Here is a 25,909-nt window from a genome sequence, read left to right on the forward strand (position 1 = left end):
TTGTCTGCTGCAGTGCAGCTCAAAGCTGGCATCGATAAATCTCCACGGATGAATGAGTTGCTCCGTTGTGCAAGTGGGAGCGCTCCCGTAACATCCGTGATATTCGTTGTTAACGCTCACTGTTGTTCGAAGTGAGTGGTTCGATCTCCTCTCAGTCGCGCGATTCAATACCTTTTTGCATTGACGTTAGTCGTTGCCATGGCCTCGATGGGCGACGAGGAAGGAGAACTGTCCATGTCCGGGAGAAGACGTCGGCTCTTCGCGGCCGTACTCGGTGCAATGATCGCAGCGGCCGGCATCACCGTTCCGGCGGAGATCGCCGCCGCCGAGTCGAACGGTGGCGTGCGGGTCATGCCGCTGGGTGACTCCATCACCGAGGGCACCCAGGTGCCCGGCGGTTACCGCATCGGGCTGTGGCAACGCATGGCCGCCGCGGGCTACCGGGTTGACCTGGTCGGCACCCAGTTCAACGGCCCGGCCGCGCTCGGCGACCACGACCACGAGGGCCACCCCGGCTGGCGGATCGACCAGATCGACGCCAATGTCACCGGCTGGCTGGCGGCGACCGGTCCGCGCACCGTTCTGCTGCACATCGGCACCAACGACATCCTGCAGAACTACAACGTCGCCGGCGCGCCGGGCAGGCTGTCCACCCTCATCGACCACATCACCGCGGTGGCGCCGTCGGCCGACGTGTTCGTGGCGACGATCATCCCGCTGGCGTCGGCGAGCCAGGAGGCCGCTGCCCGTGGCTTCAACGCCGCCGTGCCCGGCATCGTGCAGAGCCGGGCCGCCGCGGGGAAGCGGGTCCACCTCGTCGACATGCACGCCGCGCTCACCACGGCCGATCTGATCGACGGCGTGCATCCCACCGCGGGTGGCTACGACAAGATGGCCGCCACCTGGTACTCCGCCCTGCGCTCCGTACCAGGCTCGATCGGTGACCCCGGAACCGGCGGCACCGCCGGAACGCTGGTCGGCTCAGCGTCCGGCCGCTGCCTGGACGTGCCGGGCAGTAACACCGCCAACGGCACCCAGCCGATCATCTGGGACTGCTCCGGCGGAGCGAACCAGCGGTGGACATCCACCGGCCCGACGCTCCAGGCACTGGGCAAATGCCTGGACGCACCGACCGGCGCCACCGCGGGCGTGAAGGTGCAGCTGTGGGACTGCAGCGGCGGCCTCAACCAGCAGTGGAACCTCAACGCCAACGGCACGATCAGCAACGCGCAGTCCGGTCTGTGCCTCGACGTCAGTGGCGGGGCCACCACGAACGGCACCCCGGTCGTCCTCTGGACCTGCACCACGGCGACCAACCAACTCTGGACGAGGCGATGAGACATGAGACGTCTGAGGACCGCACTGTTGGCCGGACTGCTGCTGGTGGCCGGCACCCTGACGACTGCTTTCGCGCCCGCGGCGCAGGCACTGGACAACGGCGTGGGCCGCACCCCGCCGATGGGCTGGAACTCGTGGAACACGTTCGGCTGCAACATCAGCGAGTCGCTGATCCGGCAGATGGCCGACGCGATGGTCAGCACCGGGATGCGGGATGCGGGCTACCAGTACGTCGTGGTCGACGACTGCTGGTTCAACCCCAGCCGGGACTCCGCCGGTAATCTGCAGGGCGACCCGACGCGATTCCCCAGCGGCATGAAGGCGCTCGGCGACTACCTGCACGGCAAGGGCCTGAAATTCGGCCTGTACGAGGGTCCGCTGGACAAGACGTGCGCGCAGTACTTCAATTCGTACCCGGGCGCCACCGGCAGCCAGGGTCATGAGGCACAGGACGCGCGTCAGTTCGCCGCCTGGGGAGTCGACTACCTGAAGTACGACTGGTGCTCGCCCACCGGCACGATCAACGACCAGGTCGCCACGTTCGCGAAGATGCGCGACGCGCTGGCGGCGACCGGCCGGCCGATTCTCTACAGCATCAACTCCAACAGCGTGCACGCCAAGACCGGCCCGCAGCGCAACTGGGGTGACGTGGCGAACATCTGGCGGACCACCGAGGACATTCAGCTCTCCTGGGACACCGGCCAGACCAACGGATACCCGATGGGCATCAAGAACATCGTCGACGTGACCGTTCCGCTCGCCGGGTACGCGAAACCGGGCGGCTTCAACGACCCGGACATGATGGAGGTCGGCCGTGGCACGCTCAGCGACGCCGAACAGCGGTCCCACTTCGCGCTGTGGGCGGTGATGGCGTCCCCGCTGATCGCGGGCAACGACATCCGCTCGATGAGCTCCGCCACCCTGACGATCCTGAAGAACACCCGGCTGATCGCGATCAACCAGGACAGCCTGGGCCTGCAGGCGAGCTCGATCGTGGCCGACAGCAACCAGCGGGTGCTCGCGAAGCGCCTGGCCAACGACGACGTGGCGGTGGCGCTGTTCAACCAGTCGAGCTCGACCCGCACGATCTCCACCACGGCCTCGGCGATCGGCAAGGGCGGATCGTCGTTCACCCTCGTCGACACCTGGACCGGTGCCGCCACGACCACCAGCGGCACCATCACCGCGAGCGTGCCGGCACACGCCACGGTCGTCTACCGGGTGAGCGGCGGCACCACCGGCAACCCGCCCACCCCGACGTCGGGGACCCTGGTCAGCGCGTCGTCCGGCCGCTGCCTGGACGTGCCCAACAGCGCCACCACCAACGGTACGCAGCCGGTCATCTGGGACTGCAACGGCGCCGCGAACCAGCAGTGGGCCGCGTCCGGGCAGACCCTGCAGGCGCTGGGCAAGTGCCTGGACGCCCCGACCGGCGCCACCGCCGGTGCGAAGGTGCAGCTCTGGGACTGCAACGGCGGCACCAATCAGCAATGGACCCTCGGCACCGACGGCACCGTCCGCGGCACCGCATCCGGCCTCTGCCTCGACGTCGACCACAACCTGACCGCCAACGGCACCCTCACCCTGCTGTGGACCTGCACGGCAGCCGTCAACCAGCGCTGGTCGCGGTCATGAGCGGAGCACGCATCACCAAGCTACGCGCCGTGCTCGCCGCTGCCGTGGCTGTCCTGATCGCCGGATCCGTGCTGCTGGCCGCCGCACCCGCACAGGCCGCGGCCCTGACCCGGGTGACGGGCTTCGGCAGCAACCCGACCAACCTCGACATGTACGTCTACGTGCCGGCCAACGTGGCACCGAAGCCGGCTCTGCTGCTTCTCGTGCACTATTGCAGCGGTTCGGCGAGCGGGATCTTCAACGGCAACGGCCACGACTACGTGACCGCGGCCGACCGCTACGGATATGTCATCGTCCTGCCGGAAGCCACCCGCAGCGGCAGCTGTTTCGACGTCTCCAGCCCGCAGGCGTTGCGGCGTGACGGCGGCAGCGACTCCACCGGGATCATGTCCATGGTCGCGTGGGCCCGTTCGCACTACAACGTGGATCCGGCGCGGATCGTGGTCAGCGGCTTCTCCTCGGGCGCCATGATGACCAACGTGCTCGCCGCGCAGTATCCGGACGTGTTCTCAGCGGCGTCGGCGTTCTCCGGCGTATCGGCCGGCTGCTTCGCCACCACCGACGGATCGCTGTGGAACAGCACCTGCTCGGGCGGGCGTCTCATCAAAACGACCGGCCAGTGGACGGACCAGGCCCGCGCGATGTACCCCGGGTACACCGGGGGATATCCACGGATGCAGCTGTGGCACGGCGACACCGACACGACCCTTGCCTACCCGAATTTCGGTGAGGAGATCAAACAGTGGACCGGCCTGCACGGGCTGAGCCAGACGCCCGCGTTCACCGACCACCCACGGCAGTCCTGGACCCGTACCCGATACGGCGACACCGGAACCTGGGCGACGGTTGAGGGTGTCAGCATCGCCGGCGTCGGACACGCCCTGCCGCAGACCGGCCAGCTCGCGTACGCGATCTCCTTCCTGGGTCTGGACAGCACCTCGACCCCGCCGACGACCCCACCGACGGCCCCGCCGTCCACCGGCACTCCCGGCTCGGGCTCCTGTCAGGTCACCGCCACGGTCAACGCCTGGAACAACGGTCTGACCGAGAGCATCACCATCACCAACACCGGGGGCACCGCCGTCAACGGCTGGTCGCTGGCCTTCACCCTGCCGGCCGGACAGACGATCACCTCCGGCTGGAACGCCACCTATGCGCCGCTCTCCGGAGCGGTGACCGCGGCGAACGTGTCCTACAACGCCACCATCCCGGCGAACGGGTCGGTCGGCCTCGGGTTCCAGGCCGGCCATACCGGCACCGCGGGTACGCCCACCGCCTTCTCCCTCAACGGCACCCTGTGCACCCGATGACTCCCATGGAGGAGATGTCTGATGACCACTTCCCGGTCCCGAACGTTGCGTTACGCCGCGCTGGCGGCCGGCCTGCCGTTGCTGGCATCGGCCGCGGTTCTCGCGGCGCTGCCGGCGGACGCCGCGACGGTGGGCTGTTCGGTCAACTACGCGGTGTCGTCGCAATGGCAGGGCGGCTTCAACGCCGACGTGTCCATCACCAACCTCGGTGATGCGCTGACCTCCTGGACCCTGACCTGGTCGTACGGCGCCGGGCAGACCGTGACGCAGGCATGGAACGCAACCGTGACGCAGAGCGGGGCGGCGGTGACGGCGAAGAACGTCGCCTACAACGGCGCGGTGGCGACCGGCGGCACAGTGTCGTTCGGTTTCAACGGTACGTCGTCTGCCGGCAACCCGGCCCCGGCCAGCTTCGCGGTCAACGGTGTGACCTGCACCGGATCGACCGGGCCGACCTCCCCGCCGTCATCACCCCCGTCGTCCTCGCCGCCCGCCACCTGCGCGCTCCCGTCGACGTACCGCTGGAGTTCGACCGGTTCGTTGGCGAGTCCGAAGAACGGGTGGGTCTCGTTGAAGGACTTCACCAATGTGGTCTACAACGGCAAGCACTTGGTGTACGGGTCGAACGTGTCGGGTGGCTCGTACGGTTCGATGAACTTCGGGCTGTTCTCCAACTGGTCCGATATGGCGTCGGTGAGTCAGAACGGGATGAGTCAGGGCACGGTGGCGCCGACGTTGTTCTACTTCGCTCCGAGAAATAGTTGGGTGCTGGCCTATCAGTGGGGTCCGACGGCGTTCAGTTACAAGACGTCCAGCGATCCGACGAATCCCAATGGCTGGTCGTCGGCGCAGACGTTGTTCACCGGGAGTATCACGGGCTCCAGTACCGGGGTGATCGATCAGACGTTGATCGGCGATGACACGACCATGTATCTGTTCTTCGCCGGGGACAACGGGAAGATCTATCGGGCGAGTATGCCGATCGGGAACTTCCCGGGAAGTTTTGGTTCGTCGTACACGACGATCATGAGTGACTCGACGAACAATCTGTTCGAGGCGGTCGAGGTGTACAAGGTTCAAGGTCAGAACCAGTATTTGATGATCGTGGAGGCGATCGGTGCGAACGGGCGTTACTTCCGGTCGTTCACGTCGTCGAGCCTGGGTGGTTCGTGGACGCCGCAGGCTGCTACGGAGAGTAATCCGTTTGCGGGTAAGGCGAACAGTGGTGCGACGTGGACGAACGACATCAGTCACGGTGATCTGGTGCGGAGCAACCCGGATCAGACCAAGACCGTCGACCCGTGCAACCTGCAGCTGCTGTACCAGGGTAAGGACCCCGGTGCGGGCGGCGATTACAACAGTCTGCCGTGGCGGCCGGGCCTGCTCACATTGCAGCGGTGAGCGGCGCGGACGGGAGAACGTCATGAGAATTCCCCGCTGCCGGGCGGCGTCTCCCCGGGCCGGAGCACCAGTTTCGGTTTCCAGGGCACAGGGACCGGCGGCGGGGCCGGAATCGTCTGCTGCACCGTCTCGTGAATCGAGGAGCCATGATGTTGGTAAGCAAACTCGCCGGCGCCGCCGTGGCTGGAGTGCTGGCCGCGGCCGCGTCCCTGGCGATCGTGACGGCGGCTCCCGCCGACGCCGCGGTCACCGCCGGGTGCGGTAAGGCGCCCACGTTGACCAGTGGTACCCGGACGATCTCCAGCGGCGGCCAGAACCGGTCGTACATCCTGCGGGTGCCCGACAACTACGACCGGAGCCATCCGTACAAACTGATCTTCGCCTTCCACTGGTTGAACGGAACCGCGGGCAATGTGGCGGGCGCCGGCTATTACGGGCTCCAGCAGTTGTCGGGCAACTCGGCCATCCTGGTCGCGCCGCAGGGCATCGACAACGGCTGGGCGAACACCGGTGGCCGGGACCTCACTCTCGTCGACAACCTGACCGCTCTGCTGGAGAGCGATCTGTGCGTCGACACGTCGCAGCTGTTCGCCCTCGGCTGGAGTTATGGCGGCTCGATGAGCTATGCGGTCGCGTGTGCGCGCCCGGGTGTCTTCCGCGCGGTGGCGGTGCTGTCCGGCGCCAACCTCAGCGGCTGCAGCCCCGGCACACAGCCGGTCGCCTATCTGGGGATCCACGGCATCCACGACAGCGTGCTGAACATCTCGCTCGGCCGGTCCATCCGCGACACCTTCGTCCGCAACAACGGATGCACTCCGCAGAATCCGCCGGAGCCGGCGCAGGGCAGCCTCACCCACATCGCGACGACGTACTCGGGCTGTCGTGCGGGGTACCCGGTGGAGTGGGCGGCGTTCGACGGTGACCACACCCCGGAGCCGGTGGACGGCACCACCGCGACCAGCGGTTCCCGCACCTGGGTGGGCGGGGAGATCTGGCGGTTCTTCACCCAGCTGCCGAGCACGACACCGAGCTCGCCACCGGCCTCACCGAGCTCGCCACCGGCCTCACCGAGCTCGCCACCCCAGGGCGGGACGGGGGGCTGCAGCGCCGTGTACCGGATCACCGGGCAGTGGCAGGGTGGCTTCCAGGCCGAGGTCACCGTGACGGCCGGTTCGGCGGCGCTGAGCGGATGGCGGGTCGGCTGGACGTTCGCCGAGGGCCAGACCGTCAGTCAGATCTGGGGTGGCCGCACCACCTCAAGCGGGAGCGCCCAGATCGTCACCAACGAGACCTACAACGGCGCCCTCGGTGCGGGTGCGTCGGCCACCTTCGGATTCCTCGGCACCTGGACCGGCACCAACAGCGTTCCGTCGGCCATCTGCGCCTCGGCCTGACCATGAAGTGACAACCAGGTACCGCCTCTGCCAGGTCCACGAATTACCGATAATTACCGGTCGCTGGCCGCTATGTACAGCCAGCGATCGTTCATCGCCGATATCTTGACATCCCCGGTAACACTTCTTACCTTGAGCGTCACGTTCCGGAAACACTCCGTAACTTTCGGATCCGAGAGGTGATTCTCGTGGCTCCCAGCAAAGCCCTTGTTCTGGCCGCGGCCGTGGTCATCGGCGTAGGAGGCCTCGCTGGCTGTTCGGGGGGAGATGACGACGACGGGCCGGGTGGTGGCAACGTCACGATGCAGTTGTGGGAGAACTCCACCACCGGGCCGGGCAAGGCGTTCTGGGACAAGGCGGCCGCGGATTACCACACCGCCCATCCGAACGTCACGATCAAGGTGCAGGCGGTCCAGAACGAGGACCTGGACGGCAAGCTGCAGACCGCATTGAACTCCGGCTCGGCGCCGGACATCTTCCTGCAGCGAGGCGGCGGGAAGATGGCTGCCATGGTCGAGGCTGGCCAGCTCAAGGACATCACCGATGACATCACCGCCGAGACGAAGCAGGCGGTGGGCGATGCGGCGCTGCGGACCGCGCAGGTGGACGGCAAGGCGTACGCCGTACCCATCTCCGTTCTGCCGGGAGGTTTCTGGTACAGCAAGGATCTGTTCCGCAGCGCCGGTGTCACCGCCCCGCCGGCCACTCTGGACGATCTCACCACCGCGGTGAGCAAGCTCAAGGCGGCCGGTACGCCGATCGCCCTCGGCGCCAAGGATGCGTGGCCCGCCGCCCACTGGTACTACTTCTTCGCTCTGCGCGCCTGCAGTCAGGCCACGCTGGACGCGGCCGCCAAGGACCGGACGTTCAGCGACCCGTGCTGGACGAAGGCCGGCGCCGACCTGAAGGCGTTCGCCGACACGAAACCGTTCACCGAGGGCTTTCTGACCATCTCGGCCCAGCAGGGCGCGGGAAGCTCCGCGGGCCTGGTGGCCAACCACAAGGCGAGCATGGAACTGATGGGTTCCTGGGATCCCGGTGTGATCGCCTCCCTGACGAAGGACACCAAGCCGCTGCCCGACCTCGGCTTCTTCCCCTTCCCGGCGGTGCCCGGCGGCCAGGGCGACCCCGCTGCGATCATGGGTGGCACGGACGGCTACTCGTGCTCGCAGGACGCACCTGCCGAGTGCTCCGACTTCCTCAACTACCTGCTGACCAAGGATGTGCAGGAGGCCTACTACAAGGCCTTCAACTCGCTGCCGGTCAACAAGCAGGCCCAGGGAGCTGTCACCGAGGACTATCTCAAGGCGGTTCTGGCGGCCTACAACTCCGCACCGTACGTCTCGCAGTGGCTCGATACGGTCTACGGCCAGAACGTGGGCAACGCGCTGAACATCGGTGTCGTGAACCTGCTCGCCGGCAAGGGCGACGTCGCCGGAATCATCAAGGCCGTGAACGACGCCGCCAAGAAGGGCTGACGGCGCCGTGCTCACGGAGGACGTGCCCGGCAGCCGCGTGCGGATCGGGGACGGCGGGCAAGCCCCGTCTCCGGTCCGCCGCCGGCGGCGCGGCATCGGCTGGGCGCAGCGTCTCGAGATCGCGATGCTGTCCGGCCCGGCGATCCTGATCTTTCTCGCCTTCGTGATCCTTCCCGTGCTGATGGCCGCGTACTACGGCTTCTACCGGTGGAAGGGTTTCGGTGTGCCGACCAACTTCGTCGGCCTCGACAACTACGTCACGATCCTGCAGGACAAGGCGTTTCGCGAAGCGCTGTGGCACAACGGCCTCATCGTCGTGCTCTCGCTCGTCATCCAGGGCCCGATCGGCCTCGGCCTCGCCCTGCTGCTCAATCAGAAGCTGCGGGGCCAGTCGGTCATCCGGGTGCTCATCTTCGTCCCGTACGTCATCGCCGAGGTCATCGCCGGGACGGCCTGGGGCCTGCTGCTGCAGGCCGGCGGCGCGGTCAACGGCATCCTCAGGTCGATCGGTCTCGGCGGGCTGGCGCAGGACTGGCTGGCGAACCCGAAGCTCGCCATCTGGACCCTGATGTTCATCCTGACCTGGAAGTACATCGGCTTCGCGGTCATCCTGTTCCTGGCCGGGATGCAGAACATCCCGGAGGAACTGACGGAGGCGGCCGCGATGGACGGCGCGTCGTACTGGCAGACCCAGCGGAGGATCACCGTGCCCCTGCTGGGTCCGACGATCCGCATCTGGGTCTTCCTGTCGATCATCGGTGCGCTGCAGCTCTTCGATCTCGTGTACATCATCTGGGGTCAGTACGTCTCGTCGACCGCGGGCACCTCGACCATGGCGACGTACCTGGTCACGGAAGGCCGTAACGCCGGCAACTACGGGTACGGCAACGCCGTCGCGGTCGTGCTCTTCCTCATCTCGATGATCATCGCGCTCGGCTACCAGCGTTTCGTCCTGCGCCGTGACACCCAGGGCGCTCTCACGGGAGGACGGTAGGACATGGCCGGAACCAGGTCGTCCCGGCCGGGCGGGGGCCACGGCCGCGGCGGAGGCGACCCGATCGTGTACGCCGTCGCTCTCGTGCTGATCGGCGTCATGCTCGGGCCCGTCCTCTACATCATCATCGGTGGCTTCCGGACCAACTCCCAGATCACCACCGATCCCGCGGGGCTGCCCCACCCGTGGGAGTCCGGCAACTACACCGGCGTCCTGACGAGTGACGCCTTCTGGCGCCAGGTCGGCAACTCGGCGATCGTGGCCGGGGCCACCACCGCCGGCGTCGCTACGCTGGGTGTCATGGCCAGCTATGTCCTTGCCCGGTACAGGTTCCGGGGGCGGGGAGCGATGTACGCGTTGTTCGCCGCGGGCCTGATGTTCCCGGCCACGGTCGCGATCACACCGTTGTACATCCTGGTGAAGAACCTGGGCCTGGTGAACACGCTGCCCGGTGTCATCCTTCCCCAGATCGCCTTCGCGCTCCCCACGACGGTCATCATCCTGGTGCCCTTCCTGCAGGCGATCCCCAAGGACATCGAGGAGGCCGCGGCCATCGACCGGTGCAGCCGGCTCGGCTTCTTCTGGCGGATGGTGCTGCCGCTCTCGGTGCCGGGGCTGATCACCACGGGGATCCTCGCGTTCGTCAACAGCTGGAACAGTTACCTGCTACCGCTCTTCCTCCTGAACGACCAGGACACGTTCACCCTGCCGCTGGGTGTGCAGGCATTCGCGTCGGAGTACTCGGTCGACACCGCCAAGGTGCTCGCGTTCACCTCGCTGTCGATGATCCCGGCGCTGGTGTTCTTCAGCCTGTTCCAGCGCCGCATCGTCGGCGGCCTCACCGGCGCGGTCAAAGGATGAGCCGGGACGGGGCCTCGGGGCGCAGGGCTGGATCAGGCGCCCTCGATCAGGTGATCGCCGAGGGTGCTGCGGCGGTAGAGGACACGCCGGCCGTTGCGGGTGCGGGTGACCAGGCCTGCGGCGTGCAGGGTCTGGAGGTGCTGGGAGACCGCGCCCGGGGTCACCCGTAGGAGACGGGCCAGCTCGACCGTCGGCAGTGGCTCGGACAGCAGCTGGAGGAGCGTGGCCTTGGGTGGGCCGAGCAGGGCGGCCATCACCTCGGGGCCGGGTGGGACCGCGGACTGCCAGAGGGTGGCGATGCCCCGGGCCGGGTAGGCCAGCCACGGCGGTTCGGTCGCGTTCATCGGTGGGATCGCCTTGTAGGCGAAGACCGACGGGAGCAGCAGGAGCCCGCGGCCGGCGGCGGAGACCCGGAAGTGGCCGATCATCTGGTCGATGCGGAGTGCGCCGTCGGTCCAGCTGATGTTCGGGTGGATGTCGGCGAAGAGCAGGCGTGCGCCGCCCACGGCGAGCTGCCGGGCACGGTAGGTGGTGTCGGCCTCCAGCATCAGCTGCATCCGTGGCCAGTCGGCGACCATCGCGGCCGACCAGTAACGGTTGAGCAGGCCGACGAGGTCGTGCAGGGTCGCGGCGCGTAGCACGGCGGGCACGGGGCCTGGCGCGTGTGTGGCGGCGATGTCGCGTCGGACCAGCTCGGGTGGCGTACGCGCAACCTGGTCGATCTGCTCGGCCACGTCCGGGGTGTAGGTCGCCGGACGTGGCGTGAGGAAGTCCGGGAGGCCGCGGCTCTTGCCCACCAGGGAGAGCAGCAGCGCCAGGTCGTCGGGCGCGAGCGCGGCCAGTGCGGCGCGGCGCCACGGCAGGTGCAGTGTGTAGCGGCCCGGGTCGCGCAGAGCCCAGATGCTGCAGACGAGCTCCTGGATCGGCGAGATCGCGAAGCGGGTGTCCGCGAGGTCGTCGGCGCTCAGCTCGTACTGGATCATTAGCTCCAGGCTATATCGATTGGTGTGAGGCCGGGCCGGCGCTGGACTGTGGGCATGAGTTCTCGCCTCGTCCTGCTGCTCGCCGCGGTCTGCGGTGTTGCCGTCGGTAACGTCTACTTCCCGCAGTCGATCACCCCGGCGGTGGCCGCGGGCCTGCACGTTTCCGTCGGTGCCGCGGCCGGCATCGTCACGGCCGCCCAGGCCGGCTACACCGCCGGGTTGTTCCTGCTCGTCCCGCTGGGTGACCGGATCGCGTACCGCCGGCTGCTGACGATCCTGCTGGTGGTCACGTCCGGAGCGCTGCTGCTGGCCTCGGCGGCGCCCGCTCTGCCACCGCTGATCGGGCTCAGCGTGATGATCGGCGCCGCCACGGTGGCCGCGCCCGTCATCGGACCCATGGTGGCCGGGATGGTGGCCCCGCAGCGGCGTGGCGTGACGACCGGGCTTCTGCTCAGCGGTAGCACCGGCGGGATGCTGCTGTCCCGGACGTTCAGCGGGTATCTGGCGCAATGGTCGAGCTGGCGGGTGCCGTACGTGTGCTCCGCCGTCCTGTTGCTGGTCTTTGTGGTCCTGCTGCGCCGTGCCCTGCCGTCAGCTCCACCGCCCAGCCGTCAGGCGTACCCGGCGCTGCTGCTCGAGCCGGTGCGCCTGCTGGCCCGCGAGCCGGAGCTGCGTCAGTCGTGTCTCTACCAGGCCACCATCTTCGCCGGGTTCTCCGCCACCTGGACGTGCGTCGCCCTGCTGCTCACCGGGCCCGCCTACGGGTACGGAGCCCAAGCCGTCGGCCTGCTGGCCCTGGTGAACGCCGCGACCATGCTCGCCACGCCGATCGCCGGCCGCTTCACCGACCGCCACAGCCCCGCCCGTACCAACCTGATCTGCGCGACCGCCGTCATCGCCGCCGCGGTCCTGCTGAGCCTCGGCGCCGTCGACGGGGTGGGGTGGCTCATCGCCGGCACGCTGCTGCTCGACGTCGCGATGCAGTCCGGCATGGTGGCCAACCAGGTACGCATCTACGCGATCAGCGACACCGCCCGGGGCCGCCTCAACACGGCCTACATGACGTGCGCCTACGCGGGCGGCGCCATCGGGTCGTGGCTCGGTCTGCGGTGCTACACGACCTTCGGGTGGCGCGGTGTCTGCGTCCTGGTGGGCGTGCTGGCCGCGATTCCGTTGTGCCACCTTGCAAAGCGCCGTCACCCGGTTGCGGTGACGGCGACTTCACAAGGGGTGCGGGGTGATCACATCGGGGGAGTGTCGCGGTAGCTGCCGGTGTAGTAGTTGCCGACCTCCTCGCGGTACTGCGGCGTGCTGAAGGTGTCCTTGTCGTACTCCGGGGAGTTCTTGATCTGGTCCTTGGTCCGGTCGACGTACGCGGTGCGCTCGTCGTGGTCGATGCGCTGGACCGTGCCGGCGGGCAGCAGGACCTTGCGGCCGAAGATCCACGGTCCGGTGTCGACGACCAGGAAGGCGCTGCCCACGTCGTAGGTGGCCTCGTCGACCTTACCGATGCTCCCGTCGCTGGCCTCGACGCTGTAGCCGGCCAGATCCGCGCTCGCCTGCTCGTCGGCGCGGGCACTGTCGTTGCCGGTGCGGTCGGGGTCGTCAGTGGCGGCGGGACCGCCCAGGGTCCCCGGCTCACGCCAGGCCCAGGGAACGAACGTGAGGGGTTGCATCACAAACCTCCAAGGTTGACGGTGATTGATGCGCTTCCCTGAGCGGATACCCACCAGAAGGGTGCCGAATCGTCGGTGCGTGCTGAAGGTGGCCCCGATGTCAGCGGCAGGTTTTGGTTCTTGTTGATGCAGGCGGCGATGCGTTGCATCTGGCGGGCGCTGTTGACGTTGATGAAGTCGTTGTGGTCGGAGAACGGGTTGTGGTCCTCCTCGGGGAAGGAGTCCAGGGCGTACTGCCCCGCGACCTGGACGTCCTGGGGGATCTTGTAGGACAGGGTGATCCGTAGCTGGGGGATGGCGACGAAGCCCTTCTTGCACGCGCCGGTGGTGGTGTCGGCGAAAGCGACGTGGTCGCGGTGGTTGGTGCTGTCGATGTTGGTGCCGTCCCAGCAGCCGGGGAAGTCCTGGACGCGCTGGACCTGCTGGCCGGGCGGGCAGATCGGGTACTTGTCGGAGAGCCGGTCGGTGAAGCCCGAGCAGGTCCAGGTGGCGCGGGCGTTGGCCGGGCCGCGGCTGGTCGGCTTGGCGTCGCCGGTCAGTTCCCGCAGGAACCTGGGCATCGGGACGACCTTGCCGGCGGCGTTGCCCCGGTACTGGATCAGTACGGACGCGGGGCGGACGATTCCCCCGGTGTTGTTCGGCAGTTCCAGGTTCGGGCCCTGCGGGTCGGGCAGGGCCGCGGCACTGCTGGCGGACGGTTGCGGGGCGGTGGCGGTGGCGGTGGCGGTGGCGGTGGCGGTGGCGGTGGCGGTGGGGGCCGGGTTCTCGCCGGTCACGGTGCAGCGGGCGAGTTTCTCGAGCCCTTGCGGACGAGCGGCGTTGCGGCCGATGGCAGTGCTGATGCGATCCAGTACGGCCGTTCGCCTGGCGTTCAGCGTACCCAGGATGGCGTTCCCGCGCGTGGTCACCAGGCGTTCGTTGGCCTCGGAGATCTGCCGGTCCAGTTCCGCGAGGTCACGGTTGACGTCGTTGACCGCCTGGCTCGGGACGCCGGGCAGTCGGTCGCGGACTGCCGGGCACCGCACCTGCTGAGTGGCGACCTGCATGGCTTTGACGCCGGCAGCGGTGTGCCGCATGGACGCGTGCATGCCGTCGTAGTTCGTGTCGCATTCCACCAGCGAGAGCAGACCGGTCGTTCGGCCGCCGCCCGCCGAGGCGATGCTGTCGCTGATTCCTTTGATCAGCTGGGCACGTTGCGTCCGCAGGGCGGTGAGCACGGACTCGTTGAAGTCGGCGTCGACCCGTCCCTTACCGGTTGCCATCCGCGTGTTCGCGTCGGCGTTGGCGCGATCGATCTGCGCGAGCCGGCTGTCGACGGCGCGTCGGGCCCGCACGGGTACGGCGGGGAGCCGGTCGCGTACGTCAGGGCACGTCACCGCGGGGGTGGTCGAAGCCAGGGCATGCTGTGTCTCGGCCCGCGACCGTACGGTCCTGTCGATCCGCACCACCGGCCAGAAGTATGAGGACCGGTCGCCGTTCTTGCAGGTCGTGCCGGAGGCCGCCAGGTCGGCGTCGGACGAGATCGCGGTGATCGCCAGGTTGCCGACAAAATCGTGGACGTGCTCCGCGCCGTTCGTGATTCCCGGCTGCGCGACCGGGTTGTCGGGGCTGAACTTTCCGTTGCGGTTGGTGCCGCAGTCGACGGTGAACGTCCCGGTCGAGGCCCGGCGGCCCGGCCGGGGATCCACGACGTTGGGCTGGACCTTCTCGATCCGGACGAACTGGTCTCGCTCGGTGGACGCGTCGGCGCTGCCCTTGCCGCCACCGGAGACGAAGACGGCGGTCAACGCACCTGTCGCGGCCACGGCCGCCACGGCCATGGTGATCCTTACGGCGCTCCGGCGTGATTCTTTCCGCACGCTGACTCCTCGCTGTTTCACCCGTACGGCGGCCCGGGACCGGGTGCCGTCCTGCAGTACGGCGCGCGGACGCCTGCGGACCGGGGGTGCCGGGGCATGTAAGAGGGCCGTAAGAAGTGGGCGAACAGGGGGGAAGGCCTTTCTTCGGCGGGGAGGATTCAGCTGGTAGGAAACGGGAAGACGGCTCGCGGGCGAAAGGGGAAGGCATGGCAGAGGTGGGACAGGCCGATGGTCACACGAGGATCCGCATGCTGACCGGGGCACTGGTGGCTGCGACCCGGCGATGCTCCTTCCTGGCCGGCAGCGACCAGCTTCACCTGGGCGTACGCGCAGGCGGTGTGGAAGGCTCTGGCAGCGGCCCTGCTGATCGGCGCAGCGCTGCAGACGCTGGTGCCGCGTACGTGGCTGCTGCGGGTGCTGAACCGGCGCGGGTCGCTGAGCTCGGCTGCGGCCGGTGGGCTGGCCGGTATGCCGTCGATGATGTGTACGTGCTGCACAGCCCCCGTTGCCGTGAGCCTGAAGCGCCGGGGAGCGTCGACGGCCGCCGTGGTCGCGTACTGGCTGGGCAATCCGTTGCTCAACCCGGCCGTCCTGGTATTCCTGCTGCTGGTGGCGCCGTGGCAGTGGACAGCCACCCGCCTGATGGTCGGCGCGCTGGTGGTTGTCGGCGGGGCGGCGCTGGTCGCGCGGCTGGACGGCGGCCGAATGCCGGCGTCCACCGTCGACGAGCCGGCCGACGACCCGCCGCCCACATTCGGCCGTTACCTGCGTGCCCTGCTGCGGCTGGCCGTTGTCCTGGTGCCCGAGTACCTCGTCGTGGTGATGCGCGGGCCAGGCTGTGGTTTTTGACCATGTTGCGCACGGCCAGGTCCTCGATCACGATCGTTCTCACGAACGAGCCGAGTGGTGAGCTTGTGCAAGGTGTCGCGCCGCCGGTCGCCGATGCGGGCGTGGACGCGGGCGACGGTGAGGCGGGCCTTGGCCCGGTTCTTCGAGCCCTTGTCCTTGCGGGAGAGTTCCCGCTGCGCACGGGCCAGACGCTGACGGTCGGCGCGTTCATGGCGGGGGTTGGCGACCTTCTCCCCGGTGGACAGGGTGATCAGGTGGGTCAGTCCGGCGTCGAGCCTGGTGGGACAGCTGATCGCCGTCGGCATCGCTACCGTCCCCTCGGGCCTTGCCGGGGACGGGCTCAGGCGGTCCGGTCGACGGTTGCTTTGAGTCCCTGCTCGATCTTGTGCATCGTATGCACGTACGCCTCGTTGATGTCGATGCCGAGTTTGTCGGCGAGTACGAATGTCCACCACAACGACTCGGCGAGCTTGTGTTCGAGTTCCGCGTCGACGTCGCCGTCGATGGGCCAGGTGCCGTCCTTGGCCAGCAGCAGCCGACCGAGATAACCGACGTCGTTCGAGAAGCCGATCATGAGCTCGTGTATCGACCAGGTCTTTCCGTTGACGCGCTGCTCGATCGTCTCGTACAACGCGCGCACCGCCAGCGCCTGGTTGCGCGCATCGTCCAGGACGGGCCATGCCTGCTTCATGATGGTGACCTTTCTCCGGTGTTTCGTCGCTCCCATGCTCGTGCCTGCGCACGCCGGTGTGGAAGGCCGAGTCTTCCTAGGTGCGCCGCACACGGTCACCGGTCAAGTGTCACGAGGACTTCCGTCGCCCTGCGCCGCATTGCCTCTCGTACGCTCTCCGGGGTAAGAACCCGTAGCGGCGTCGCCAGCCCGAGCAAGTAACGGGCCAGTTCGTCGGCGTCGTATCCGCCGATCTCCACGATGGTGACGGCGGCACCGTCCGGCTTGTGCACGCCCATGGTCGTCGGGATGAGTTTGCGTGCCTCGTCGAACGGCATCGCGATTCGCACCGTGCAGTAGACGGGGTATACACCGGCGGGCAGGGCGAGCCGGACGAGTTCGGCGGGGTCGGGCGGTGCACCCAACTCCGCGGGCCGACCTGTGGGTTCGATCGTGGCCACCCGGTCGGCGCGGAACGTACGCCACTCGCCCTTGGCGACGTCGCGGGCCACGAAATACCAACGCCGTCCGGTCTGCACCAGGCGATAGGGATCGACCTCGCGCACGGTTTCCTGGCCTTCTCTGTCCCGGTACACCAAACTGGCGCGCTCACCGCGGCGGCAGGCGGAGGCGAGGTGGAGCAGAATCTCCGGCGCGATCTGCGGCGTGGTGGCCCTGGGGGCGTGTGTCACGGTGGCATCCACGGCGGCGAGACGGTCGGCGATCCGGCGGGGCAGGACCTGCTGCAGTTTGAGCAGCGCAGACAAGGCCGGCTGGTCGCTGCCGAGCGTCCCGTTGAGCGCCGTCTCGCGTAGCGCCACCGCGACGGCGAACGCCTCGTCGTCGTCCAGGGCCAGCGGCGGCACCTTGTTGCCCGCTTCGAGGCGGTAGCCGCCCAAGGGCCCGGGATCGGACTCGACGGCGTACCCGAGCTCGCGCAGTCGGGCCACGTCGCGGCGCACGGTGCGCTCGGTGACCTCCATGCGCGCGGCCAGCTCGGCGTTGGTCCACGACGGTCGGGAGGACAGCAGCGTCACCAGCCGAAGCAGACGCGCAGAGGTGCTGATCACACATTCCAGCTTTCCCCATGACCAGGACAGAAGGTGTCCTGGACCGGTCGTAGCTTCGTCGGCACGAGGGCAGAACGCCATCAGCAAGGAGCTCGATCATGCGACAGCGCAAGCTTGGACGCGACGGACTGGCCGTGTCGGCCATCGGTTACGGCGCGATGGGCATCACCACCGGATATGGCGCAGGCGACGAGGAGCGGGGTATCCGCGCGGTTCGGCGTGCGTACGACCTCGGCGTCACCCTGTTCGACACCGCCGAAATGTACGGGTGGGGTGCCAACGAACAGGTTCTCGGGCGTGCCGTGCGCGACTTCCGCGACGACGTCGTGCTCGCCACCAAGTTCGGCATCACCCATGAGTACGGCGTCAACAGCAAGCCCAGCCACATCCGCGAGGTTGTCGACAACAGCCTGCGCCACCTCGGTGTGGACAAGATCGACGTGCTCTACCAGCATCGGGTCGACCCGTCGGTGCCCATCGAGGACGTCGCCGGCACGGTCCGTGACCTGATCGCCGAGGGCAAGGTCGGCCACTTCGGTCTCAGCGAAGCCGGGCCGAACACGATCCGCCGGGCGCACGCCGTCCAGCCGGTCGCCGTGCTGCAGACCGAGTACTCGCTGTTCGCCCGCGACGTCGAGAAACTGTTCCCGACGCTCGACGAGCTCGGCATCGGCCTGGTCGCGTACGCACCACTGGGCCGCGGCTTCCTGACCGGCGCCGCGGAGCCCGGCCCGTATCCAGACGGCGACTTCCGAGCCACTGACCCGAGGTGGCAGCCCGGCAACTTCGAGAAGAACCGCGCGGCCATGCACCAGGTGGCCGAGCTGGCAGCGGCCAAGGGCGCCTCGGTGGCTCAGCTGGCGCTGGCCTGGATCCTGGCCCAGCGGGACGACGTCGTACCGATCCCCGGCAGCCGCAACACCAACCGCATCGCGGAGAACCTGGCGGCGGCCGGTATCACCCTGACCGCCGGCGACGTGGAACGGATTGAGCAGATCCTCCCCGGTGGCGGCTTCGGCGCCCGGTACGAGGACAACGCCATGCCCGTCTGGGAGTGACCGAGTCGAGGGCCGTCCCGCCACGGAGGCGGCGGGACGGCCCTCGATGCTGCCCTCGGCAGTAGCGGGATCAGGCGCCGGCGAGCACAGACGGGTCGCCGTCGAGCCAGGTGTTGTCGACGGTGAGGCGGTGCAGGACCCAGACGTCGCCCTGACGGATCAATTCGACGTTGTACCGGTTCGTCATGAGCAGGTGCCGCGAGTGGTCGATCTTGGGCAGGTGCTGCGCCGACACGACCGCCTCCAGGTGGGCCCTGTCACCGTCGATCGTGACCCGCGGGTTGGACACCAGGTGAGTCGTGTCGAACGGGGCGAGCGAACCCAGCACCGCCGAGACGATCGTGTCACGGCCGTGCATGGCGGGGTAGTCGAGACCGATCTTGGCCGTGGCGGGGCTGTTGTCGGAGATCGCGTCGACGGCGAGCGACGAGGCGAACAGCGCCTCGTCCTTGAGGTCGACCCCGGCGGCGTACCGGTAAAGGGCCTCGGTCACGGCGAGCTTGTCCGCGAGGAGCTGAAGTACGGCGTTTGTCATGACTCGATCGTCGGCCCGCGAGTGCCCGGTTCCCATCCCGCGATCACGGTGAAGACCAACCCCCTAAAAAAGGGGATCACCGGCAGGTACGCCGCCCAGGCGTGCGGTGAGCTCAGGCCGCGACCGCACGCCGACCTTGGCGTAAATGGCTTTCACATGGTCCCTGACCGTATGGAGCGACAGGGTCAGATGCGTTGCGATCTCCTCCAACGGCCAGCCCGCGACGATGAGCCTCGCCACCGTCTTCTCCCGCGCCGTCAGGTCGTGCAACGCCAGCAGCAGCGGAAACAACGACCGTGAACTGGCCGGCTCCAGCGACATCACCACCTTCGGCGACGCCGCCCCGTGCAGAGCCTCTGCCTGCACCGCGACCAACCCGCCATCGCCGACACCCAGCCGCGACCGGGCGGGCCGCCGAGCCCGGGCCTCGAGCGAGATCCACCGCAACGCCGTCGGCAACGGCGAACTCAGATCAGCCATCCCCAGCCGCGCAAGCCAGGTCCGGGCATCGGGCGTGAACCCCTCAATGGCATCGCTGCCACCCAGCACCAGCGTACCGACCCCCGGCGCCACCGTCGCAGACCCCCGATCAGGCCGTGACTCCATGGCCGTCCGCAGCAGATCAGCCCGCAAGGCGAAGCCGACATCTTTGGCGATGCCGCCCACATAGCCGAACTCCTCCGCAGTGAACGGCTGGGCGCCCCCATCACGAGTCAGGCACGCGGAACCCCAGGCACTCTGCCCGCTGCGAGCAACGACCCGCAGATCGTGCGAACCCTTGCCGTCAAGACCTTCAAGCCGTACGCCCCCGTCAACGCTCAGCTCCCGCTCGATGGCAGCCAAGTCGAAATTCCCCGACTCGGTAGGCAGCAACGTCTCCGGATCAGAAGTCCACCAGGCGCCGGTGTCGAATCGGATCACCTGCCGAAGTCGCGTCTCGACCTCATCGAGCAGTTCCCGAGCCGGAGGCTCCTCGGCCGCAAGATCGCTGATCGCCCGGCGAACCGCCCGAGCCCGGAACCCCTGCGCCGAGAAACGAGCTTCAGCCATGGCCGCAACAGTACGTCGCCGTACCTGCCAGGTCAGACGTGTTCGGCACGTCGGGTAGAGGCTGTGGCCAGCAGGGCGAGACGCTCCGCGCCGTCGGAGCCGGCCTGCGCGGTTACCGCCGTGAGCTGCTGGCCAGGGGCGCTGCGTATGTCGAAGGTCTGGTAGTTGAGGTCCATCACACCAACCAGGGGATGCCGGATCGTCTTGCGGGTCAGAGCCAGCCCCGACACCGTATGGTCGTCCCAGATCCGGCGAAACGCGTCGCTCTCCGCGTGCAGCAGCGTGACGAGGTCGGTAACTTCCGGGTGCTGGGGGACGAAGCCCGCCGAGAGCCGCAGCGCGTGGACCGCGGCCTGGGCAACGTCGTCCCAGTTCACGTAGTAGTCGCGGGCTGCGGGGCTGAGGAAGATGGAGCCGAGGATGCCCTCGGGGCCCTGGATCGGAGCGATCAGCGCGGCGGCGGTGGGGTTGGCGGCCAGGACCCGGAAGGCGGGGTTGGTGATGTAGGCGGCGGCGTGCGGGAACGCGTCCATCATCTGCCGCAACTCGGGGCTGACGTTCTCCACGGCGCCGGGCGTGCTCGGTGCCAGCCCGGCCAGCCGGAAGGCGTGAGCGCGGGCGTCGGCGCCGAGCCGCAGAGCCGTGCAGAGGGCGTCGACGACCTGCGCCGAGGGGCTACGTTCGCGTCCCTGTTCCAGTCGCGTGTAGTAGTCAGCACTGACTCCGGCCAGCACCGCGACTTCTTCACGTCGCAACCCGGCGACTCGGCGGTCACCGACCGAGGGCAGCCCGGCCTCGCGGGGCGAGACCCGGGCACGTTGGCCCCGCAGGAAGTCACCCAGGGCGTTCGCCGGTCTCTGATCCACTGCTCGACGCTACTCCGCCAGCCCCGGGTGGGTGCCGCACACCCGGGTAGACGCTGCCTTCCCCGAGTGTGCCGCCGGTCCGAGACTCTTCACATGTCACTCACCTCATACCGCACCCTCGGCACCTCCGGACTGCGCGTCAGCCCACTCGCGCTGGGCGCCATGACGTTCGACGACGGCAGCTGGGGTTCCGCCCCGGAGACATCCTTCGCGATTCTCGACCGCTACCTGGACGCGGGTGGCAATTTCATCGACACTGCGAACCAGTACAACGGCGGCAAGTCCGAGGAGACCCTCGGCGACTACTTCCAACAACGTACGGGCCGCCGCGACCGGGTCGTGCTGGCCACCAAGTTCGGCGGCACTCTCTACCCGGGCGACCCCAACGGCGGCGGGGCCGGGCGCAAGGCCATCCGAAGCCAGCTCGACGAGTCGCTGCGCCGGCTCGCCTCCGACTATGTCGACCTGTACTGGATGCATCAGTGGGACCGGCACACGCCCGTCGAGGAGACCCTGTCGACCCTTGACGATCTCGTCCGGGCGGGAAAGATCCGTGCCATCGGCGTCTCCAACACCCCCGCATGGTGGGTCGGTCAGGCCGTGGGCATCGCCCGCACGCGTGCCTGGGAAAGCGTCGCCGCGCTACAGGTCGAGTATTCGCTGCTGACCCGTACGCCCGAGGGTGAGCAGTTCGGCGCCGCCCGCGCGCTCGGTCTCGGAGTCACCCCGTGGAGCCCGCTCGCCTCGGGAGTCCTGTCCGGCAAGTACTCGCGCAGCCTACGGTCCGTGCCGGGTTCTTCCCGTGCGGGTTATGCGGCACCGCAGCTGACCGAGCCGACGTTCGTCTTGCTTGATGCGCTCGCCGAGGTCGCTGCCGGCCATGGCACCACCGTCGCCGCCGTAGCGCTGTCCTGGGTCCGTCAGCGGCCGGAGATCACCTCCACCCTGATCGGCGCCCGTACGCCGGAGCAACTCGACGCCAACCTGGCCTCGGCCGAGGTGACCCTGACCGCGGAGGAAATCGAGCAGTTGGCCTCGTTGAGTGAGCCGCGGCTCGAGTACCCGATGAATGTCCTGCGCAGCTTCGGTACCGGCTTCCAGCAGGGCGACACCAGCATCAACGGCCTCGATTCGAAGGCGTTCAGCCGCAATCTGAAGACGATTCTGCGTGACCCCGTAGGCAGCGCCTGATCACGCGGTATTGAATCCCCGACATCTGGCCTGCGCGCCTGACAGGGAGTGCTACACCCTGGCAGGCGCGGGTCGGCGTGCCTACTCTCGCGCCATGGCACACGAGAGCCCACTCGGGCAGTTCCTGCGCGCCCGCCGGGCCCAGGTGGACCCGGCCGAAACCGGCCTGGCCGCTGGCGGAGACCGCCGGGTGCCGGGCTTACGGCGCGAAGAGGTGGCGGTCCTGGCCGGAGTCAGCGCCGACTACTACGCACGGCTGGAACAGGGTCGCGAGCGTCATCCCTCGGCACAGATCCTCGACGCGATCGCGCGGGCCTTCAGATTCAACGCGGACTCCCGCAGCCACCTCTATCGGCTCGCGGGGCTGAATCCGGGCCTCAGGCCGACTGCAGCCGGCGACCTGGTTCACCCGGCGTTGCTGAACCTGATGGACGGATTCCCTCGGACGGCCGCGTACATTGTCGGGCCGGCCTTCGACGTGCTGGCCACCAATCCGCTCGGTACGGCTCTGCTGGCCCCGTTCGGCACACGACCCCGCATGGTCCGGGTGGTCTTCACCAACCCGCTGGCCCGGACCTTCTTTGACGACTGGACCGCGCTGGCCGACACGCTGGTGCAGGCGCTACGTCTCAACGCCGGCCTGTTCCCCGCGGACCCCGACATCCTCGCCGTACTGGAAGATCTCGCGGACTGCCCGGATTTCACGCAACGCTGGGACCGGCAGGGCGTCGGCGCGCTACCGCGTACCGACAAGACCTTTCACCATCCCGAAGCCGGTCGCATCGACCTGACCTATCAGAGCTTCGATGTGCGTGAGGCCCCCGGCCAGCAACTGCACGTGGGGACGGCCCGGCCCGGCAGCCGCAGCGAGCAGGCCTTGACCTATCTCGGTGCGGTCCACGCCTGACCGATACTCACGAGACCAGGAGCCGGAGCGCGTCCGGGTGGCCCTGCCGCACCAGGCGCCTCAGCCCCCACTCCACAAGATGACGAAGGTCGTCGTCCGGTCGCTCGAGCCAGCGGGCCGCAGTCCGGACGGCCAACTGCGGGTCCTGGCGGGCGAGATCGGCCAGATGATCGGCGACAGGACGGCGCACGTACTCGGTCGGGTCATGGTGCGACAGGTCAAGAATCGGCACAGTCACCGGCGGGCTGAGCAGGATCGCGGGTACGCGTCGCGCCCACGGCAGATGCGGCCGGGTGCCGGCCACCGCGAGCCGCCGCAGATCCTCATCCGGCGATCCGGCCCAGTCCTGGGCGATACCCAGGCCCCGGGCCAGATCGTGGGTCAGCATCGGGCGCAGAGCGAACTCCGAGGTGAACCGCCCGGTCATCTCACCGAGCAGCGCCATCGCGTCGTCGAACGCCGCAGGCGTCCCGTCATCACATGCCCGCGTGGCGACAGCCATGGTCACCGGCAGCAGCATCCACCCCTGGAACAGCGAAGCGGAGCGATGCGTCGCACGGACCAGAGCGGCCAGGTCGGCGTACCTCCAGGGGAGGTCGACCAACAACGCCCGTCGCAGCGCATCGCTGCGGCTGCGCAAGGTTCCAATTCCTGTTTCCGGGATTGTCGCCGCAAGGGCACGTAGCGGCAGTCCCGGAGCGGCGGTGGTGAATGCGCGACAGAGCTCCCGGACGGTGTGGGCATCGATGAGGTCGTCCGTGTACGCCGTCACGAACTACTTGATCTCGTTGTTCCACATGCGCAGAACCGCGCACTTGCCGGCCTCGTTCAGGGTGACGACCCACAGATTGTCGAAATTGCCCAGCTCCCGGTAGGCGCCGACGCCCTTGACCACGAACGTGTCCCCATTGACAGCTAGCAACTTCCAGTCGAAGCTCCAGCCGCCTTCCTGCCATGCCGCCCGCGACTGCCAGCCCCGGATGATCTCGTCGAGGCCGATCCATGCGGTCTCGTACGGCCATTCGTGGGACTCGGCGTCGTCGGCGAAGACGTCGGCGATGTCCGCCGGGTCGGTGGTCTTCCAGGCCTTGAGGTATCCACCGACCCAGTCCGTGACCTGCTTCTCGGAGATTTTCATGGGCTGAGCCTGGTGTTGCGCCAGCAGGTCAGGAAGGCCGCGTCTTCCCAGGTGTGCCGCACCCCGGAAGCCGCGGCCTTCTTCCGGCTCTCGCGGGTGCGCACACTCGTCCGTGCCGACAAGGACAACCTCGAAGGGGGAAGGGCATCGTGAAGGCCCAGGCAGCATCAGCGCAACGGGTCATGGCTACGGTGCCAACCACCGAGGAGCATCGGGCCACACCCCTCGAACTGTTCTTCGACGTCGTGTACGTCTTCGCCTTTACTCAGGTCACCCACCTGATGACAGCAGAAGCCAACCCGGTCGGCATTTTGCAGGGTCTTGCCGTCTTCGGCGTGCTGTGGTGGTCGTGGGCGTCTTACGCGTGGCTGACCAATCAGTTACACGCCGGGCGGGGCATCGGCCGGCTCGGCACCCTGGCCGCGATCGTGCTGGTGTTCGCGCTGGCCCTCGCGATCCCGGAGGCGTTCCACGATCACAGCAGCCGGGTGGTCTTCGCTGGAGGATTCATCGCGGTCTCCGTCGTGTATACCGCCGTCACTTTCGTCGCGGCAGGCACGGACACCAGGCTACGGCGACAGGTTTTGTGGACCATGGGCACCACGATCGTTCCGGTGTCCACAGCGCTGCTGGCCGGAGCTCTTCTCGGCGGCACGGCGCAGCTCGTGTTGTGGCTCGCCGCGGTGGTGATTGAGGGAATCACCGTCCGCGTGACTTCTCGTGGGGGCGCCTGGCGGTTACCGTCCGCCACCCACTTCAGCGAGCGCCACCAGTTGGTCGTCATCCTGGCCTTGGGTGAGTCGATCATCTCGATCGGATCCGGCGCGAGCACGCACCATCTCGACGCCGAAATCCTCGGCGCCGCGATGTTAGCCGTCGGGTTGGCCGTGGCGCTGTGGTGGAACTACTTCCCGCACCTGGCGGATGCGGCGCAACACGCCATAGCCAGCCGGGCAGGAGAGAGCCGGGCGTCGTTGGCGACCATCGGCACCTATCTGCACGCCGGGATCGTCAGCGGCGTCCTGCTCGTTGCCGTCGGACTGGCGACGGCGATGCACCAGGCCGAGACCGCCCGCGCGCTCGGCGGCTTCGGCGCCACCACTCTGAGCGGCGGCCTCGCCGTCTATCTGATGACCACCGCCCTGTACGAGCAGAGTATGACCGGCCAGGCCACACGGGCTCGATGGCTCGCAGCGCTGCTGGCCGCAATATCGATTCCCGCCCTTGCCGAGATGCCGATCCTTCCTGGACTGCTCTTGGCCGTCGTCATCGGCATCATCCCCGCTTTCCCCCGTCCCGCCCTCCGGCGCACGCCTCGATAAACGAGAGAAGACGTTGACCAACAGCACCACGCCTTCCGTACACGAGTTTCTGAGAGCCCCATGTCAGTGGCATCGGTTACTCATCGTGGCCAGGCGCTGGCACAACGACCTCGAGATGTCCTGACGCTATCGGCCCGGGGCGCGGATAACTGCTGGTTGATTCCGCAACCGTCGGCGTTCATTCCGGCGGAGCCGACCCTCATCGCCGAGGTGAAGGTCGACACGGCGCTGGATGGCCCGTTCGGTCGCTTCCGGCATCGGGCCGCTTGGTCCGCATCCGTCTTGATCTCGTACCGCCAGATGTCACCACGGGCCGCACCGAGG

General features: G+C 68.0%; 25 protein-coding genes. 14 read left to right on the forward strand and 11 right to left on the reverse strand.

What is annotated here, in order from left to right:
• Positions 1-180 precede the first annotated feature (180 nt).
• The 8 genes from Aco04nite_RS24235 to Aco04nite_RS24270 all read left to right on the forward strand — a co-directional run bounded on the left by Aco04nite_RS24235 (position 181) and on the right by Aco04nite_RS24270 (position 10,411).
• The gene (locus tag Aco04nite_RS24235; RefSeq protein WP_438874935.1) at positions 181-1,338 is read left to right on the forward strand and encodes an RICIN domain-containing protein; all 1,158 of its coding nucleotides are present in this window, start codon (positions 181-183) and stop codon (positions 1,336-1,338) included.
• Between the two features lie 3 nt (positions 1,339-1,341).
• Complete coding sequence (locus Aco04nite_RS24240; protein ID WP_212999557.1) at positions 1,342-2,973, forward strand: glycoside hydrolase family 27 protein; 1,632 nt, start codon at positions 1,342-1,344, stop codon at positions 2,971-2,973.
• The gene (locus Aco04nite_RS24245; RefSeq protein WP_212999558.1) at positions 2,970-4,283 is read left to right on the forward strand and encodes an extracellular catalytic domain type 1 short-chain-length polyhydroxyalkanoate depolymerase; all 1,314 of its coding nucleotides are present in this window, start codon (positions 2,970-2,972) and stop codon (positions 4,281-4,283) included. The genes Aco04nite_RS24240 and Aco04nite_RS24245 overlap by 4 nt, the downstream gene beginning before the upstream one ends.
• 21 nt (positions 4,284-4,304) lie before the next feature.
• The gene (locus Aco04nite_RS24250) at positions 4,305-5,684 is read left to right on the forward strand and encodes a non-reducing end alpha-L-arabinofuranosidase family hydrolase (RefSeq protein WP_212999559.1); all 1,380 of its coding nucleotides are present in this window, start codon (positions 4,305-4,307) and stop codon (positions 5,682-5,684) included.
• A gap of 146 nt (positions 5,685-5,830) precedes the next feature.
• Entirely contained in the window at positions 5,831-7,078 is a 1,248-nt protein-coding gene (locus tag Aco04nite_RS24255; protein WP_212999560.1) for a CE1 family esterase, read from the forward strand.
• A gap of 188 nt (positions 7,079-7,266) precedes the next feature.
• Positions 7,267-8,556, forward strand: a complete 1,290-nt coding sequence (locus Aco04nite_RS24260; protein ID WP_212999561.1) for an ABC transporter substrate-binding protein — start codon at positions 7,267-7,269, stop codon at positions 8,554-8,556.
• A gap of 7 nt (positions 8,557-8,563) precedes the next feature.
• On the forward strand, positions 8,564-9,550 hold the full coding sequence (locus Aco04nite_RS24265) for a carbohydrate ABC transporter permease (RefSeq protein ID WP_212999562.1): 987 nt from the start codon (positions 8,564-8,566) through the stop codon (positions 9,548-9,550).
• Between the two features lie 3 nt (positions 9,551-9,553).
• A complete protein-coding gene (locus Aco04nite_RS24270; RefSeq protein WP_212999563.1) occupies positions 9,554-10,411 on the forward strand; it encodes a carbohydrate ABC transporter permease in 858 nt (285 codons plus the stop codon).
• Between the two features lie 32 nt (positions 10,412-10,443).
• On the opposite strand, the gene Aco04nite_RS24275 is transcribed toward Aco04nite_RS24270, so the two are convergent.
• Positions 10,444-11,394, reverse strand: coding sequence for an ArsR/SmtB family transcription factor (locus Aco04nite_RS24275; protein ID WP_212999564.1), 951 nt, complete (start codon positions 11,392-11,394; stop codon positions 10,444-10,446).
• 54 nt (positions 11,395-11,448) lie between these two features.
• Here Aco04nite_RS24275 and Aco04nite_RS24280 point away from each other — a divergent pair, with 54 nt between their 5' ends.
• Positions 11,449-12,660 (forward strand): MFS transporter, encoded by a 1,212-nt coding sequence (locus Aco04nite_RS24280; protein WP_212999565.1) that lies wholly within the window; start codon positions 11,449-11,451, stop codon positions 12,658-12,660.
• On the opposite strand, the gene Aco04nite_RS24285 is transcribed toward Aco04nite_RS24280, so the two are convergent.
• Positions 12,636-13,070 (reverse strand): PRC-barrel domain-containing protein, encoded by a 435-nt coding sequence (locus Aco04nite_RS24285; protein WP_212999566.1) that lies wholly within the window; start codon positions 13,068-13,070, stop codon positions 12,636-12,638. The two genes, Aco04nite_RS24280 and Aco04nite_RS24285, sit on opposite strands and share 25 nt — an antisense overlap.
• Positions 13,070-14,929: a DUF1996 domain-containing protein gene (locus Aco04nite_RS24290; protein WP_244876250.1), complete on the reverse strand. Its 1,860-nt coding sequence runs from the start codon at positions 14,927-14,929 to the stop codon at positions 13,070-13,072. Before Aco04nite_RS24290 ends, Aco04nite_RS24285 begins: the two co-directional genes overlap by 1 nt.
• A gap of 270 nt (positions 14,930-15,199) precedes the next feature.
• Between Aco04nite_RS24290 and Aco04nite_RS24295 the strand changes: the two genes are divergently transcribed.
• A complete protein-coding gene (locus Aco04nite_RS24295; RefSeq protein ID WP_212999738.1) occupies positions 15,200-15,778 on the forward strand; it encodes a permease in 579 nt (192 codons plus the stop codon).
• Here Aco04nite_RS24295 and Aco04nite_RS50025 read toward each other — a convergent pair.
• From Aco04nite_RS50025 to Aco04nite_RS24310, 3 genes are all read right to left on the reverse strand, one after another.
• A complete protein-coding gene (locus Aco04nite_RS50025) occupies positions 15,691-16,083 on the reverse strand; it encodes a transposase (RefSeq protein ID WP_212999567.1) in 393 nt (130 codons plus the stop codon). The two genes, Aco04nite_RS24295 and Aco04nite_RS50025, sit on opposite strands and share 88 nt — an antisense overlap.
• A gap of 35 nt (positions 16,084-16,118) precedes the next feature.
• The gene (locus tag Aco04nite_RS24305; RefSeq protein ID WP_212999568.1) at positions 16,119-16,469 is read right to left on the reverse strand and encodes a nucleoside triphosphate pyrophosphohydrolase family protein; all 351 of its coding nucleotides are present in this window, start codon (positions 16,467-16,469) and stop codon (positions 16,119-16,121) included.
• A gap of 95 nt (positions 16,470-16,564) precedes the next feature.
• Positions 16,565-17,518 (reverse strand): helix-turn-helix transcriptional regulator, encoded by a 954-nt coding sequence (locus Aco04nite_RS24310; protein ID WP_212999569.1) that lies wholly within the window; start codon positions 17,516-17,518, stop codon positions 16,565-16,567.
• A 98-nt stretch (positions 17,519-17,616) separates the two neighbouring features.
• Between Aco04nite_RS24310 and Aco04nite_RS24315 the strand changes: the two genes are divergently transcribed.
• Positions 17,617-18,576, forward strand: coding sequence for an aldo/keto reductase (locus tag Aco04nite_RS24315; RefSeq protein ID WP_212999570.1), 960 nt, complete (start codon positions 17,617-17,619; stop codon positions 18,574-18,576).
• A gap of 70 nt (positions 18,577-18,646) precedes the next feature.
• Here Aco04nite_RS24315 and Aco04nite_RS24320 read toward each other — a convergent pair whose 3' ends face one another.
• The 3 genes from Aco04nite_RS24320 to Aco04nite_RS24330 all read right to left on the reverse strand — a co-directional run bounded on the left by Aco04nite_RS24320 (position 18,647) and on the right by Aco04nite_RS24330 (position 21,027).
• Positions 18,647-19,111: a nuclear transport factor 2 family protein gene (locus Aco04nite_RS24320; protein ID WP_212999571.1), complete on the reverse strand. Its 465-nt coding sequence runs from the start codon at positions 19,109-19,111 to the stop codon at positions 18,647-18,649.
• Positions 19,112-19,174: 63 nt separating this feature from the next.
• Positions 19,175-20,161 carry a helix-turn-helix transcriptional regulator gene (locus Aco04nite_RS24325; protein ID WP_212999572.1) on the reverse strand — a complete coding sequence of 329 codons (987 nt, stop codon included), beginning with the start codon at positions 20,159-20,161 and terminating at the stop codon, positions 19,175-19,177.
• A 32-nt stretch (positions 20,162-20,193) separates the two neighbouring features.
• A complete protein-coding gene (locus tag Aco04nite_RS24330; protein WP_212999573.1) occupies positions 20,194-21,027 on the reverse strand; it encodes a helix-turn-helix transcriptional regulator in 834 nt (277 codons plus the stop codon).
• A gap of 93 nt (positions 21,028-21,120) precedes the next feature.
• On the opposite strand from Aco04nite_RS24330, the gene Aco04nite_RS24335 reads away from it, so the two are divergent.
• The gene (locus Aco04nite_RS24335) at positions 21,121-22,218 is read left to right on the forward strand and encodes an aldo/keto reductase (protein ID WP_212999574.1); all 1,098 of its coding nucleotides are present in this window, start codon (positions 21,121-21,123) and stop codon (positions 22,216-22,218) included.
• A gap of 94 nt (positions 22,219-22,312) precedes the next feature.
• Positions 22,313-23,125 carry a helix-turn-helix domain-containing protein gene (locus tag Aco04nite_RS24340; RefSeq protein ID WP_212999575.1) on the forward strand — a complete coding sequence of 271 codons (813 nt, stop codon included), beginning with the start codon at positions 22,313-22,315 and terminating at the stop codon, positions 23,123-23,125.
• A gap of 7 nt (positions 23,126-23,132) precedes the next feature.
• On the opposite strand, the gene Aco04nite_RS24345 is transcribed toward Aco04nite_RS24340, so the two are convergent.
• Together Aco04nite_RS24345 and Aco04nite_RS24350 are read right to left on the reverse strand one after the other, a co-directional pair.
• Entirely contained in the window at positions 23,133-23,897 is a 765-nt protein-coding gene (locus tag Aco04nite_RS24345; protein ID WP_212999576.1) for a hypothetical protein, read from the reverse strand.
• Positions 23,898-23,900: 3 nt separating this feature from the next.
• Positions 23,901-24,263, reverse strand: a complete 363-nt coding sequence (locus Aco04nite_RS24350) for a nuclear transport factor 2 family protein (RefSeq protein ID WP_212999577.1) — start codon at positions 24,261-24,263, stop codon at positions 23,901-23,903.
• A gap of 182 nt (positions 24,264-24,445) precedes the next feature.
• Between Aco04nite_RS24350 and Aco04nite_RS24355 the strand changes: the two genes are divergently transcribed.
• Positions 24,446-25,585, forward strand: coding sequence for a low temperature requirement protein A (locus Aco04nite_RS24355; RefSeq protein ID WP_280519374.1), 1,140 nt, complete (start codon positions 24,446-24,448; stop codon positions 25,583-25,585).
• Positions 25,586-25,909 lie beyond the last annotated feature (324 nt).

Origin of the sequence: Winogradskya consettensis, assembly GCF_018332715.1 — a bacterium.
In the GTDB taxonomy this organism is placed as follows: Bacteria; Actinomycetota; Actinomycetes; order Mycobacteriales; family Micromonosporaceae; genus Actinoplanes; species Actinoplanes consettensis.

Coding starts and splice junctions, on each gene's coding strand:
- Aco04nite_RS24255 (WP_212999560.1), top strand. CDS start 5,831: ATGATGTTGGTAAGCAAACTCGCCGGCGCCGCCGTGGCTGGAGTGCTG.
- Aco04nite_RS24325 (WP_212999572.1), bottom strand. CDS start 20,161: ATGGCTGAAGCTCGTTTCTCGGCGCAGGGGTTCCGGGCTCGGGCGGTT.
- Aco04nite_RS24245 (WP_212999558.1), top strand. CDS start 2,970: ATGAGCGGAGCACGCATCACCAAGCTACGCGCCGTGCTCGCCGCTGCC.
- Aco04nite_RS24340 (WP_212999575.1), top strand. CDS start 22,313: ATGGCACACGAGAGCCCACTCGGGCAGTTCCTGCGCGCCCGCCGGGCC.
- Aco04nite_RS24350 (WP_212999577.1), bottom strand. CDS start 24,263: ATGAAAATCTCCGAGAAGCAGGTCACGGACTGGGTCGGTGGATACCTC.
- Aco04nite_RS24355 (WP_280519374.1), top strand. CDS start 24,446: ATGGCTACGGTGCCAACCACCGAGGAGCATCGGGCCACACCCCTCGAA.
- Aco04nite_RS24280 (WP_212999565.1), top strand. CDS start 11,449: ATGAGTTCTCGCCTCGTCCTGCTGCTCGCCGCGGTCTGCGGTGTTGCC.
- Aco04nite_RS24275 (WP_212999564.1), bottom strand. CDS start 11,394: ATGATCCAGTACGAGCTGAGCGCCGACGACCTCGCGGACACCCGCTTC.
- Aco04nite_RS24315 (WP_212999570.1), top strand. CDS start 17,617: ATGCGACAGCGCAAGCTTGGACGCGACGGACTGGCCGTGTCGGCCATC.
- Aco04nite_RS24240 (WP_212999557.1), top strand. CDS start 1,342: ATGAGACGTCTGAGGACCGCACTGTTGGCCGGACTGCTGCTGGTGGCC.
- Aco04nite_RS24285 (WP_212999566.1), bottom strand. CDS start 13,070: ATGCAACCCCTCACGTTCGTTCCCTGGGCCTGGCGTGAGCCGGGGACC.
- Aco04nite_RS24250 (WP_212999559.1), top strand. CDS start 4,305: ATGACCACTTCCCGGTCCCGAACGTTGCGTTACGCCGCGCTGGCGGCC.
- Aco04nite_RS24335 (WP_212999574.1), top strand. CDS start 21,121: ATGTCACTCACCTCATACCGCACCCTCGGCACCTCCGGACTGCGCGTC.
- Aco04nite_RS24305 (WP_212999568.1), bottom strand. CDS start 16,469: ATGAAGCAGGCATGGCCCGTCCTGGACGATGCGCGCAACCAGGCGCTG.
- Aco04nite_RS24320 (WP_212999571.1), bottom strand. CDS start 19,111: ATGACAAACGCCGTACTTCAGCTCCTCGCGGACAAGCTCGCCGTGACC.
- Aco04nite_RS50025 (WP_212999567.1), bottom strand. CDS start 16,083: ATGCCGACGGCGATCAGCTGTCCCACCAGGCTCGACGCCGGACTGACC.
- Aco04nite_RS24270 (WP_212999563.1), top strand. CDS start 9,554: ATGGCCGGAACCAGGTCGTCCCGGCCGGGCGGGGGCCACGGCCGCGGC.